The organism is Haemophilus sp. SZY H56, assembly GCF_054332415.1.
This window is the reverse complement of record NZ_JBTGNX010000005.1, coordinates 16945-29900: the sequence shown is the minus strand read 5'-3', so window position 1 is coordinate 29900 and position 12956 is coordinate 16945. Positions and strand designations below refer to the sequence as shown.

Here is a 12956-nt window from a genome sequence, read left to right as displayed (position 1 = left end):
TTAATTTCCCTATCTGATATATTTCATTATTGATTTCTTATAACTATCGCCTTCTGCTGTAATAAAGTCAGAAACCAAACATTGATTATTCTTATTACAATCTAGGCTAAATTTAATGGTCACTTTCTCATCAAAAAATAAGAACGTGGCATATACCTTATCTTTAACTAATTTGAATTTAGGGTTAATTGAATCAGGAACATCTTGTGCAGATGGACCATCAATCCAAGATTCGTGTCCTACACAATCATCACAAGGCGTGGATTTATCGTATTTTGCCTTTTTAGCTAACAATTTCTGAAAATCAGGAGTGGCGTATTTATACAAATTTCCTGTTTGATAAACCTTTGCAACCGTATTTAATTTGGCTTGATCAAGTGTGGATGTGGCTGTGGCGTTAGCTGAAAATACAACTATTCCGAGTAAGAGAAGTAGCTTCTTCATTGTGATAACCCTTTGTGATGTTTTAATTTATGTTTACATTCTAAATACACCGTTATTAGGTAATTTAGGTTATATGTACTATATCAGATGTTCTTTTACTAGTAAATAATCCCGAAAATATCAATAAAAGATAAGTAAGGAATTTAGATCGATGTCAAAGTTATCCGTTACAGATGTAGATAGATTTATTGGTAAACGTATTCAGCAACGTAGAAAAGAATTGGGGCTTACTGCATCAGCACTTTCGGAACAAATTGGTATTGCTCAACAACAACTTTCTCGCTATGAGCGTGGGGATAACAAAATTAATGTTTCCCATTTAGTTGAAATTGCAACTGCACTTGATACATCTATTGGTTGGTTCTTTATTGATTGTTTAGCGGAAGATGGTAAGACAACGCATACAAGAAAATTTATACCTGTTGGCGAAGATGAAGTGAGAGAACGTTTAACTTATCACATGGATCAACTAAGTGCGGATGAAAGACGTGGGCTATTAGTCTTTTTAGATAGCTTATCAAATTTCAGAAAATAACTATAAACTATAAGAGCTTCTGATTTTTCATACCTGTATTTTAAATCAGAAGCTCTTATTTTATCTATAATCTTTCTATAACATCTTCAAGAAAATCTCGGAATACTGCTTTTATTATCTGTTTATCTATATGGTCATTCTCTGACTTGGTTGAATCCCAAATAAACTCTCTTACTTGCGGAAATAATATCATTAAATTTATTTCATCAATTTTTACTATCCCTTTAATTACTCCTAGTTTATTAGTAAACTTAGAGCCATAAAAAATCCCCGCAATCAGAAAATGCATTACGAGGATTTTAGTAATTTTAAGTGGTTAGTACTTGTTCATTTGCGACATAATGGCGAAGAATTTAATCTTGTTCATAAGAGTACCCTAAATCAGTATAAATTTTATCCATTATATTACCCGAGAATGGATGCCAATCTTTTCTTCTTCGATTTTTATAAACAAGGAAATAAATTAATAGGATGATAGGTTGAGAAAATTCAATAAAATGCGATTGTTTATCCTTGATTTGTTCAAGAATAAATTTTTTTGATTCAAGAAAAATATTAAAATCTTCTTCTGATAAGTTTTTATTGTCATCAATGATACTTCGAATTTTATTTAAAATAAAGTATGCCGTTTTTTCACTATCTAATATTTGCTTCTCTGTAAAGTTTAAATGCGATTTAAATATTTCATTAGATTTCTTTATAAGAGGATAACTAGGATCTTTATAATTAATTTTCTCAATTTTTTCCTTAGCATTACATAGAAGTTCATCTGTTGTTTCAAGTAGTGCCATGCTTTTAGCTAGGTATCTTAAAACTTCAGGTGGTTTATTTAAATTTCCTTTATAAATTGTATCATGCCCAAATTCAGAATAAGTATGTTGCAATAGCGTTCTTAGTTGAACTTCACAAGGTGTACCAATTTGAATCTCTGTACTTTTATATACTAATTTTTGTTTAGCTATGAGAACATAATGAATAGATTGATAGCTAAAAACCTCAGGTTTTTCTTCCCAATCATTTAATGTTCGATCTTTAGAAAAAGACCAATATTCACTATTTTCAATAATTTTGCAAAAAGTTTCTAATTGTTCTGTAAGCAAAACTACCCATCTTAATCCAACTTTATCTTGAACGTCTTCGTATGGATTTTTATATTTATCCCTTTTTCTAATAAAAACTTTTTCAAGAATAGATTGGTTGTCTTTAAGACGATATGATACGGGGATTTTTACAGAATGTTGCTCAAATCCCTCTGGTAAGTGTTTACGAATTTCAGCAATAATAAACTGCGCCCATGCTTCTAACATGGGTTTGTCTTGTTCATATTTAGCTATAAATTCTTCTCTTATCATTGCTCAGATAAAGTGCCTTTAATACGAATAATCGTTGATTGTGTTCTGTCAATTAGCGAGATTTCTTCATCAGTAGAAATTATTTTCACTAGATCGCTTTCACTTGGTGAGATTATTTTTACCCCACTAGAAAAATGATAATGTCTTAATTTTAGCACATTTTCAATTAATGATATATCTTTTGTGAACGATCTATCTGGAATATTTGCATCAGACATAACTGATAAATAATTATCTTGCTCATTTCCATCTAGATAATTTTCTGCAAAGGTTGCCGTTGAAATAATTGAAGATTTATTGGTTTTTAATTCTGTATAGAGTGCATTCTGTAACTCGATCTTTTTTTCTGAAGGAATTTGCATATTATTAATAAATTTCCGAGTTTCTTCATAAAACTTTTGAGTTATAATTTTATCATTTTCAGGGATTGATAATCCTAAAAATAGTGAGTAGAAATACTTTGCTGCATTTTTTAAATCTCTAGTGAAATTTGAATCATATAAAAAGGCATTGTAATATTTTACTCTTTCCGATAAACTAATATCTTTATTTTCTATATTATTCCCAATAAAAACACCAACTTTATAGAGCTTACTTTGAGGAGTTAAGAATAAATCATTAAGTAAGTTTAAAGAAATAGACTGCGTGTTTTCATCTATTATTTTTTGAAATGCACTTTGCTCTTCTGCCTTTATCACAATTATACAATCTAAATTATCAGCGGTTACAGTAGCATAAATTAAAATAAGTAATCCACTTGGATATTTTCTATCAGAATTTTGTATGGCTGCAAGCTTATTAGCGATGTTTTGAGATTGCTCTATAAAATTACTTCTATTATTTATTAAAGCCCTGTTTATATAATCAAAGCAACTACCTGCTTGAGTATCAGATATTTGCATTTCAACAGATTTAGAATCACTTCCTAAGACTTTTACCAGTCGCTCAGTTAAAAGGCTTTTTGCAAGTGTATCTAAACTAATTAGCTCTTGACTAATGATAGGTGGGATGGAATTTCCTGCATAATCAGGTTGATGAATAAAGTGTGAAATAACTTTTTTACTTGTAAATTTTCAAAATTCATATTATCGCTCATTTATTAGGGTTAATATTTGCTAGATTCACTATTAATTGGGTTATGATCTGCTCTACTGTAAAATGGTCCTTTATTATTTATTTAAATTTTGGAGTGTTAATTTACTTATAGCGTTATATACCCAATTACTACTTTCTGCTGTTGGATGTTTGAATGTTGAAATCTTCATTTCTTTCTCGTTCTGTTGTGAAATATACTCAGTAGGTAGTTGCTCTGAAAGTATCACTTCACAAATTATTTCCATTAATTTACTGCTTTGAGTGTTATCTAATGAAATGAAGTCTTCATCGTCGCTTTCTTTATAAGCAATACCGCTCATTGAAATGTCATGTGATTTTTGAGAAAAATCTATAATGTAGAATTTTTCATCGTCTAGGATGATACGAATTACCAATGCGATTTCAGGGTAGGCAATAGAATTATCTTGATCTAATGATATGAACACCAAATCATTGTCATCTCTGAATCCTAATTTGGGAGTGAACCAGTGGACCTGTCCGCCATTCTTTAAAACAAAGTCTTTTGCCATATCCCAAAGTCGAAATAGCTTTATATCTTTATTTTCACTTGTATCATCTAGGAAACAAGCCGCTAAGCCTATATTACCTTCTGCACCATAATGGTCTCCGAATCCAAGCTCATCAGCCTCTTTGGGTTGTATTCCTTTAGTTTGATGTAAATTGTTATTTTGGTGTTGAACATGAACCGTATTCATGATTCTTTTTTGCCCTAGTTCTTCAAATTTTTTTCTGATACTTTGAGATGTTCTATTATTAGGCTCGCTATCTGTAATTTTTGTGCTGAGATATTCTGTATTTACTTCTCGTTTATACTTTTTGATGGCAGGTTTTTCATTTCCGTTTGATTGGATATTTTTTTCTTCTTCCTTTTTATTGCGATGTAATACAAGAGTAATATCATCGCCGATAGGTTGATTTATACCTACAATTTCTGCACATAAAATAACTCCATTTAACTCAATACCACGAATTTTTAGTTGCACTTTTTGGTCGTGCCAAAATTGAACTTTTATCGGCTTTGGATTCTCATCTGAAATCTTAATTTCATTATTAAGCGTTTTTGTTCGTTCTAGTGTTACTGCTTTATCATATTTGAGATGGTAAAGGAAAATTGCATCTTTCTTCACAAAATACTTTGATACAACAACGTGTTTTTCATGATATAAAGATGGCTCATTTATATCTAAATAAAACCGTTTTTTGACTTCATTCCAATCGTAGGTTGTTAAAATTCTCTTAATATCTGCTGACATTCCATAATGAGCACAGAAAAGATGTAATGGATGAATAATGAAATCTATACCATCTTGCTGAATTTTGATTAGTTGATTTTTATCATACTTATAGTTGTTACAGTCTGATTCAATAGTGTATAAATTTGGTGAGAATGGCTCGTTGTATTTATGGTTTTCTTTATCATAGAAAGGTTGATAATTTACGTTATCTCTGTTTCCTTCAAATGCTTGATTAGCTGTAACAAGATATTCTTTGAGTTTTATCTGTTTTATTGCCTTACCATCTTTCCAAACACTACCAATAAAGAAGTAATGAAGAATATTAATAGGTACAGAAATATACAGAATGCTTAAATAAGTGACACCTTCCTTTTTATAGGTAGGATTCTTTAGGTTTACCAACTTAACTTTAATGTGTGATTGAGTGTTTTTTCTTTGAAAAATCAAGCTACTATCGTACCAAACAACGATATATTCATAAGAAGGAAAATACCAACTACTACCTTTAATTGGTGGGCGTGGGTTTAATTCAGCATGGTTTTCTAGATATTTCATTTTATTAAAGAATACTGAAAAATCAGGACAGAAACTATCATAGGATTCATAAGTGAATTCTTTTCCAATAAGTTCATCTACGAAAGACATAATCCACATCCTTTCTATTATTTCAAGAGATATGTAGATTATAAATGATGTGGTAGCTATGTGACAATTATTTGTATCGTTTGCCAATTATTTGTAACTTTAACATCCCCCACCTACTAAGGCCGGTAATGAGGCACTATGATGTGGCGCTCGAAACGGACGTTGTTTCCAGTTATGAAAATTTAATTCATTTTGTACTAAGCTCGTAACCGAAGCGGTTTCAATGGCTTCTAAATCGGTCATTTCAGGTAGCAATGCAGTAAGACGGCTTGCCAACATGGTTTTACCCGTCCCTGGTGGCCCTAAAAAGAGTAGGTTGTGCTGACCTGCTGCCGCTATCGTTAGTGCTCGTTTAGCATGTTGTTGACCAATAATATCGGTCAAATCTAAGTGATTTTTAGCTGAAAATCCGACCGCACTTTCTTGTGCGAGTAATGAGGCTAAAGGTAATTTTTCTTGATTATTTAAGAATTGTACGACGTCTAACAGGTTTTTAGCAAAATAAGTCTCTTGTTCTGAAACAAGCGAAGCTTCATTAGCATTTTGATAAGCGATAATGGGGGCGCGTTTCGCTTTTTGTGCCGCTAAAATGGCAGGAATGACACCGTGTACACCACGTAATTCACCTGTTAATGCGAGCTCACCTACGAATTCAAACTGTTTTAAACGGCTGCCATCAAGTTGATCTGATGCGGCTAAAATACCGATTGCAATAGGTAAATCAAATCGTCCCCCTTCTTTGGGTAAATCGGCTGGTGCAAGGTTAACGGTGATGCGTTTGGCCGGATATTTGAACTGGGCATTTATTAATGCACTTCTGACACGATCTTGCGCTTCTTTTACTGTTTTTTCAGGTAGGCCAACTAAGGTAAATCCAGGCTTTCCGTTACTTAAGTGCACCTCAATGGTGACAAGGGGGGCTTGTACCCCCATTGAGGCACGGCTATAAACAATGGCAAGAGACATTCAGATTCCTTAAAGTGCAGTCAAAAATAATTAGATTTTCGCACTATAAAAAAAGCACAGAATGAAATCATGCATTCTGTGCTTTTTTTGCGATCTTGATCGCAGAAATGACTTTTTCTTGATAAAAAACTACACGAAAAGTGGCGCAAACCAACTATCTAACTTAGTTGCTAATTTATCAATACCAATTTTGTTTTGTGCAGAAAAAGCCTCAACTTGAATATCACCTTGGAAGGGTAAAATAGCTTCACGTACCATTTTGACCTGTTTGCTACGCGCACTTTGACTGAGCTTATCTGCTTTAGTTAAAAGTAACATAACCGGTAAATCAGCAGAAACAGCCCATTCGATCATTTGTTGGTCGAGATCTTTTAAAGGATGGCGAATATCCATTAAAACAACAAGCCCGCCTAAACATTCGCGTTTTTGCAAATATTCCCCGAGGGATTTTTGCCATTCGATTTTCATTTTTTCAGGAACAGCAGCATAACCATAGCCGGGTAAATCCACTAGTTTACAATTCGGCTCCACCTCAAAAAGGTTGATGAGCTGTGTACGACCAGGTGTTTTAGAAGTTCGAGCTAAGCTTTTTTGATTGGTTAATGCATTAAGTGCGGTTGATTTTCCAGCATTTGAGCGTCCCGCAAAAGCAATTTCAATTCCTGTATCTTCTGGGATAGAACGAATATTGGGGGCGCTCGTAAGAAAATGCGTTTTATGATAATTCAGTTTAATTTCAGACATAATAGTTCCTTTCATCAATTGATCCTAGCATATCACAAATAGAAAAATTGCTGAAATGATGAGAGAATGCGGACTTTGTATGATTTAAACATTTTTAATTAGGTATTCCACAAGAATATCAAAATAAATCTCGTTTTATCCAAAATTCTCATATGTTGTAGAATTTGTAATTTAAATTCGATTGTGTAGTGTTTACCCATAAAAAATCTGCACCTCAATTGTTGGTTTGTTGAGTCCAACTTTTGGGGTGCAGATCAATTTTAACCGCACTTTTTGTTTTATAAGACTTTTAAACAAGCCACAAAATGGCTGTTGTTTTGGCTGGTGAAAGGTGGTTTTTGTTTCGCACAATTTTCATCAGCTTTCAGGCAGCGGGTACGGAACACGCAACCAGACGGCGGATTAATTGGCGAAGGCAAATCACCTTCAAGCAATTCGATGGATTTATTGCGTTCCAATTTTGGATCGGGAATCGGAACTGCAGACATTAAGGCTTTGGTATAAGGATGTTTGGTATTGTTATATACCTCCTCATCACTGCCTAATTCCATGGCATTGCCTAAATACATGACTAATACGCGGTCAGAAATGTGTTTTACCACCGCTAAGTCATGGGCGATAAAAATTAAGGAAAGCCCCATTTCTTTTTGTAGGGATTTTAATAAATTTACCACTTGAGCTTGAATCGATACATCCAATGCAGAAACCGGCTCATCACAAATGATCATTTTCGGCTCAATGATTAACGCACGAGCAATACCGATACGCTGACATTGGCCACCAGAAAACTCATGCGGATAGCGGTTAATCAAGTTTGGTAAAAGCCCAACTTTCAACATCATTGCTTGTACTTTTTCTTTCACTTCAGCGGCACTTAAGTGCGGTTGGTAGATTTTTAATGGCTCAGCAATGATTTCACCAATATTCATTCGCGGATTGAGAGAGGCCAGCGGATCTTGGAAAATCATTTGGATATCTTTACGCGTTTCTTTCCATTGTTTGGCTGATTGTTTTCGTAAATTTTTACCAAGCCACAAGATTTCCCCTTCGCTCGCTTCGACTAAACCGATAATAGCGCGTGCAAGTGTGGATTTACCGCAACCGGACTCACCCACCACACCGAGAGTTTCACCTGCGTAAAGTTTAAAAGAGACATCCTTCACCGCTTTTAAGGTTTGCGGTTTGGCGAAGAAAAGGGATTTCTCATTTTTAATTTTAAAACTGACGCCTAAGTGATTGACTTCAAGGAGTAATTCTTTGTTATTTGAGACTGTCATAGGTTAAATTTCTCCGCGGGTAACCAACAATTGCGTAATTGACCGTGATTAAATGTAGTCAGTTTGGGCGCAGTTTGGCATTGTTCGGTTGCAAATTGGCAACGTGGTGAGAATGGGCAACCTTTTGGCAAATGCAACAGATTCGGTGGATTGCCTGGAATGGTTACCAAGTGTTCTTCATTGCCGTCTAAGCGAGGAATTGCATCCATTAAGCCAATGGAATAAGGATGGGTTGGATGATAGAAAATTTGTTCCGCTGTGCCGTATTCCATGGTTCGTCCAGCATACATCACCATAACTTGATCGCAGATACCTGCCACTACACCAAGATCATGGGTAATCATAATAATCGCAGTATTAAATTCACGTTTTAGCTCATTTAATAAAGTCATGATTTGCGCTTGAACCGTTACATCCAAAGCAGTGGTTGGTTCATCAGCAATGAGTAGTTTGGGACGGCATAATAAGGCCATCGCAATCATCACCCGTTGACGCATACCACCCGAAAATTCATGCGGATACATGCCCATACGTTTTTTAGCTTCTGGCATTTTAACTGCATCTAACATTTTCACGGATTCAGCAAAGGCAGTTTGTTTATCATAACCTTTGTGCAATTGCAGCACTTCCATGAGTTGTTCACCGATTTTCATGTATGGGTTGAGTGACGTCATGGGATCTTGGAAAATCATGGAAATTTGCTCGGCGCGGATTTTATTCAATTCAGCATTCGGTAAATTAACTAATTCTTTCCCTTCAAAAATGGCTGAACCTTCCACTTCTCCGTTGGCTGCCAATAAACCCATTAAAGCAAAGGCCGTTTGTGACTTGCCTGAGCCACTTTCGCCTACAATACCCAGCGTGCTTCCTGCATTCAGCGTGAAGTTTAAGTCATTCACTGCTGTGACGACGCCATCTGGTGTTTTGAAGCGAACGTAGAGATTTTTTACATCTAATAAAGGATTCATTATTCGCTCCTATCTATCTTTCGGATCGAGTGCATCACGCAACCCGTCACCGATAAAGTTAAAACAAAATAGGGTAAGGCAAAGGAAAAATGCCGGGAAAATTAATAACCAAGGCGAGACTTCCATTTGCGCAGCACCATCACTTAAGAGTGCGCCCCAACTACTCATCGGCTCTTGTGTACCTAATCCTAAGAAGCTTAAGAATGATTCAAATAGAATGAGCCCCGGTACTTCAAGCGAGGCGTAAACTGCCACTAAGCCCAATACATTCGGAATAATGTGTTTCAAAATGATTTGGCGACGAGGTACGCCACAAACGATGGCGGCTTCGACGAATTCTTTATTTTTTAGGCTGAGGGTTTGTCCGCGTACAATACGTGCAAGACCAAGCCAAGCAATGGCCCCGATTGCGATAAAAATTAAGAAAATGTTTTGGCCAAAAAGCGTCACCAACAAAATCACGAAAAACATAAATGGAAATGAGCTGAGAATCTCTAAAAAGCGCATCATCAACATATCTGTTTTACCACCTATATAGCCGGAAATCGCCCCATAAATTGTGCCGATAGTGACGGAAATGAAAGCACCCGCAATACCGACCAATAAGGAAATACGTCCACCAATAGCAGTACGTACCAACAAGTCTCGACCTGAAGCATCGGTACCGAGGAAGTGATAGCCTTCCATTGTTGGTGCGGCGCTCATCATATTCCAATCGGTATCTTCGTAGGTAAATGGGAAGAACCAAGGCGCTACGGTAATAAATATAATAATAAACGCTAAAATAATCAGACTGGCAACGGCCGCTTTATTGCGGAAAAAACGGCGTTTGGCATCTTGCCATAGGCTGCGGCCTTCCAGTTGCATTTCTTCAATACGGTCAGCCACTTGCTCCACAAAATCCGCATTTTTCTGATTAATCGGCTGAGTACGATAATCTGTCATAACTTATCCTTAATAACGAATTTTTGGATCGATGATGGCGTATAAAATATCCACAATCGCATTAAATAAAATGGTTAATGTCCCCACTAAAATAGTAAGGCTCAAAACTAAAGAATAATCGCGGTTTAATGCGCCGTTTACAAATAATAATCCCATGCCAGGTAAACCAAATACGCTTTCGATCACCATTGAGCCGGTAATAATCCCTACGAAAGCCGGGCCTAAATAGGTAATCACGGGTAAAAGAGCAGGGCGTAAAGCATGTTTTAAAATGATTCTCGACGTAGAAAGTCCTTTAGCTTTAGCGGTACGAATAAAGTTGGAATGTAACACTTCAATCATCGAGCCACGCATGATACGCGCAATCCCTGCCACATAAGCGATAGTTAAGGAGGCTACAGGTAAGATCATGTACATGGCGGTACCGCCGTTCCAACCACCAGCTGGCAGCCATCCTAAATAAATGGCGAAAATCAGCACCAAGACTGGAGCGAAGACAAAGCTTGGCATTATGACGCCAAGCATCGAGAAACTCATCAATATATAATCCCAGCGGCTATTTTGATTTAGAGCGGCGAGCGTACCTGCTGTCACCCCTAACACGACTGCAAAGGCGAAAGCCACCATTCCCAATTTTATGGAAACAGGGAAAGCTGACGCGATTAAATCATTGACTGATTGGTCTTTATATTTAAAAGAGGGTCCAAAATCGCCTTTGGAAAGATTTTCTAAATAAAGGAAATATTGTTTATATAATGGTTCATTTAAATGATACTTCGCTTCGATATTAGCCATGACTTCTGGCGGATAAGCGCGTTCAGAAGTGAACGGGCTGCCAGGGGCGAGACGCATCAAAAAGAAAGAAAAAGTAATCAAAATAAACAGCGTCGGCAAGGCTTCCAACAGCCGTTTAAAAATAAACTTGAGCATAACAACTCCAACCAAAATGGGCGAAAAGTGCGGTCAAAAAATACGACGATTTTTAACCGCACTTAAATACGAGCAACGAATTAATGTTTAATAATATAAAGGTTGCGTAAGTAGATGTGATCTTGCGGATCTTTGCCTGAATAACCTTTTACATAAGGTTTCACTAAGCGTGGATTCACATAGTTAAAGATTGGTACGATACCGTAATCTTTTGCAAGAATTTCTTCGGCTTTCGCATAAGCTTTTGCACGACCTTCTGCATCCGTTGCGACATAAGATTCAGCAATCGCTTTATCATATTCTGGATTCGTGTATTTTGCGGTATTGTTACTCGAATTAGATAAGAAATAGTTGCCGAATGTTGTGGCTTGGTTGTAATCCGCATTCCATCCTGCACGTGCCGCGTCGTAACGACCGGCACGACGGCTATCAATGTAAGTTTTCCACTCTTGGTTTTCTAATTTCACATCAATCAAACCTTTGGTGTTCGCTTTCCACATAGATGCTGCAGCAATGGCCACTTTTTTGTGGTTTTCATTGGTATTGTAAAGAATGCTGAATTTCAATGGATTTGCTTTGCTGTAACCCGCTTCTTCTAAGAGTTTGATGGCTTCTTCATTACGTTGTGCCATTGGTTCTTTTGAATAAGCAGGTTGTTGAATAAGATGACCTTCTTCGATGTAAGTTGGGGTAAACACATAGGTTGGTGTTTGACCTTGACCCAATACTTTATCGGTGATCACATGACGATCAAGGGATAAGTTTAAGGCTTTACGAATATTCACGTTATCAAAAGGCGCTTTCTTATTGTTTAGCTCGTAAGAATAGGTTGCGAGAGTACGTGTCGTGAATACTTCGCCGGGCAACTCTTTTTGTAATTTAGCAAATTGTTCTGGTGGTAAGGCGTAGCTCGTCATATCTAAATCGCCGGCACGATAACGCGCTACATCGGTACTTGGATTCTCAATAGCGAGGAATGTCGCGCTATTGATTACGGTTTCTTTATCGTTCCAATAAAGTGGGTTACGTTCAAATTCGATTTTTTCGTTAATGATGTGGTTAGCGAGCTTATACGCACCGTTACCCACGTAGTTTTCTTTTTTCACCCATGCATCACCCAATTTTTCGACTACTTTTTGTGGTAATGGCAATAAGGATTGGTGAGTCGTTAAACTGACCGCATAAGGCACAGGATTGGTTGCATGAACAATAAAGGTGTAATCATCTTTTGCTTCCACGCCTAATTCAGCCGGTTTTTTCTTACCGTCAATGATGTCTTGCGCATTTTCAACTTGTAAATAACTTAAGTAACTTGCGTAAGGTGCAGCAGTTGCAGGATCCACTAAACGGCGCCACGCAAATACGAAGTCGTGTGCTGTAACAGGATCACCGTTTGACCATTTAGCATCTTTACGTAAATGGAATGTCCAGGTTTTGAAGTCAGGTGTATTTTCCCAGCTTTCCGCCACACCCGGTTGAAGTTTACCCTCAGAGTCTGAGGTGACTAAGCCTTCAAGTAATTGATAAGCAACGTTAGATTCTGGTACACCTTCGGTTTTTTGTGGATCAAAACTTTGCGGTTCAGCCCCATTATTGAACACGATATGCTGTTTTTCATCTAATTGCGTTCCCTCAGGTAGTATAACTGCTTGCGCAGAATAGGAAAGAGCAAGAGCGATTGCTGAGAAGAGTAGTTTGTGTTGCATTTGAGCCTCCTTGTTATTAGGTGATATTTTTATAAGAGTCTTCCACTTATTAGCTCAAAAAATTATTTTTGTAAAGATTTGTAAGGGGATTAT

The 12956-nt window shown here is 36.6% G+C and carries 11 protein-coding genes and 1 pseudogene; 1 reads left to right on the top strand and 11 read right to left on the bottom strand.

Features of this window, described 5'->3' with window-relative positions; all coding sequences use genetic code 11:
* Positions 1 to 9: 9 nt before the first annotated feature.
* A complete protein-coding gene (locus ACXVWP_RS04870) occupies positions 10 to 444 on the bottom strand; it encodes a hypothetical protein (RefSeq protein ID WP_297568330.1) in 435 nt (144 codons plus the stop codon).
* A gap of 151 nt (positions 445 to 595) precedes the next feature.
* Here ACXVWP_RS04870 and ACXVWP_RS04865 point away from each other — a divergent pair, with 151 nt between their 5' ends.
* Positions 596 to 979, top strand: a complete 384-nt coding sequence (locus tag ACXVWP_RS04865; RefSeq protein WP_297568328.1) for a helix-turn-helix domain-containing protein — start codon at positions 596 to 598, stop codon at positions 977 to 979.
* Positions 980 to 1332: 353 nt separating this feature from the next.
* On the opposite strand, the gene ACXVWP_RS04860 is transcribed toward ACXVWP_RS04865, so the two are convergent.
* The 10 genes and pseudogenes from ACXVWP_RS04860 to ACXVWP_RS04815 form a co-directional block, all read right to left on the bottom strand.
* Positions 1333 to 2331, bottom strand: coding sequence for a GTP pyrophosphokinase (locus ACXVWP_RS04860; protein WP_297568325.1), 999 nt, complete (start codon positions 2329 to 2331; stop codon positions 1333 to 1335).
* Positions 2328 to 3272 (bottom strand): nucleoid-associated protein, encoded by a 945-nt coding sequence (locus ACXVWP_RS04855; RefSeq protein ID WP_297568475.1) that lies wholly within the window; start codon positions 3270 to 3272, stop codon positions 2328 to 2330. The genes ACXVWP_RS04860 and ACXVWP_RS04855 overlap by 4 nt, the downstream gene beginning before the upstream one ends.
* Before the next feature lie 228 nt (positions 3273 to 3500).
* Complete coding sequence (locus tag ACXVWP_RS04850; protein ID WP_458473279.1) at positions 3501 to 5327, bottom strand: hypothetical protein; 1827 nt, start codon at positions 5325 to 5327, stop codon at positions 3501 to 3503.
* Positions 5328 to 5432: 105 nt separating this feature from the next.
* Positions 5433 to 6293, bottom strand: a pseudogene (locus tag ACXVWP_RS04845) (YifB family Mg chelatase-like AAA ATPase); the annotation flags it as partial.
* Positions 6294 to 6422: 129 nt separating this feature from the next.
* Positions 6423 to 7037: a ribosome biogenesis GTP-binding protein YihA/YsxC gene (gene yihA, locus ACXVWP_RS04840; protein WP_049357183.1), complete on the bottom strand. Its 615-nt coding sequence runs from the start codon at positions 7035 to 7037 to the stop codon at positions 6423 to 6425.
* A gap of 278 nt (positions 7038 to 7315) precedes the next feature.
* Entirely contained in the window at positions 7316 to 8314 is a 999-nt protein-coding gene (gene oppF, locus ACXVWP_RS04835) for a murein tripeptide/oligopeptide ABC transporter ATP binding protein OppF (RefSeq protein ID WP_014064663.1), read from the bottom strand.
* Positions 8311 to 9282: an ABC transporter ATP-binding protein gene (gene oppD / locus ACXVWP_RS04830; RefSeq protein ID WP_128786786.1), complete on the bottom strand. Its 972-nt coding sequence runs from the start codon at positions 9280 to 9282 to the stop codon at positions 8311 to 8313. Before oppD ends, oppF begins: the two co-directional genes overlap by 4 nt.
* Positions 9283 to 9291: 9 nt before the next feature.
* Positions 9292 to 10227: an oligopeptide ABC transporter permease OppC gene (gene oppC / locus ACXVWP_RS04825; RefSeq protein WP_289902105.1), complete on the bottom strand. Its 936-nt coding sequence runs from the start codon at positions 10225 to 10227 to the stop codon at positions 9292 to 9294.
* 9 nt (positions 10228 to 10236) lie between these two features.
* Positions 10237 to 11157: an oligopeptide ABC transporter permease OppB gene (gene oppB, locus ACXVWP_RS04820; RefSeq protein WP_049357190.1), complete on the bottom strand. Its 921-nt coding sequence runs from the start codon at positions 11155 to 11157 to the stop codon at positions 10237 to 10239.
* An 80-nt stretch (positions 11158 to 11237) separates the two neighbouring features.
* On the bottom strand, positions 11238 to 12863 hold the full coding sequence (locus ACXVWP_RS04815) for an ABC transporter substrate-binding protein (RefSeq protein WP_128786789.1): 1626 nt from the start codon (positions 12861 to 12863) through the stop codon (positions 11238 to 11240).
* Positions 12864 to 12956: the final 93 nt, after the last annotated feature.

What these genes read in the sequence shown, in the direction of transcription:
- ACXVWP_RS04870 (WP_297568330.1), bottom strand. Translation starts at nt 444, where the DNA reads ATGAAGAAGCTACTTCTCTTACTCGGAATAGTTGTATTTTCAGCTAAC.
- ACXVWP_RS04865 (WP_297568328.1), top strand. Translation starts at nt 596, where the DNA reads ATGTCAAAGTTATCCGTTACAGATGTAGATAGATTTATTGGTAAACGT.
- ACXVWP_RS04860 (WP_297568325.1), bottom strand. Translation starts at nt 2,331, where the DNA reads ATGATAAGAGAAGAATTTATAGCTAAATATGAACAAGACAAACCCATG.
- ACXVWP_RS04850 (WP_458473279.1), bottom strand. Translation starts at nt 5,327, where the DNA reads ATGTCTTTCGTAGATGAACTTATTGGAAAAGAATTCACTTATGAATCC.
- yihA (WP_049357183.1), bottom strand. Translation starts at nt 7,037, where the DNA reads ATGTCTGAAATTAAACTGAATTATCATAAAACGCATTTTCTTACGAGC.
- oppF (WP_014064663.1), bottom strand. Translation starts at nt 8,314, where the DNA reads ATGACAGTCTCAAATAACAAAGAATTACTCCTTGAAGTCAATCACTTA.
- oppD (WP_128786786.1), bottom strand. Translation starts at nt 9,282, where the DNA reads ATGAATCCTTTATTAGATGTAAAAAATCTCTACGTTCGCTTCAAAACA.
- oppC (WP_289902105.1), bottom strand. Translation starts at nt 10,227, where the DNA reads ATGACAGATTATCGTACTCAGCCGATTAATCAGAAAAATGCGGATTTT.
- oppB (WP_049357190.1), bottom strand. Translation starts at nt 11,157, where the DNA reads ATGCTCAAGTTTATTTTTAAACGGCTGTTGGAAGCCTTGCCGACGCTG.
- ACXVWP_RS04815 (WP_128786789.1), bottom strand. Translation starts at nt 12,863, where the DNA reads ATGCAACACAAACTACTCTTCTCAGCAATCGCTCTTGCTCTTTCCTAT.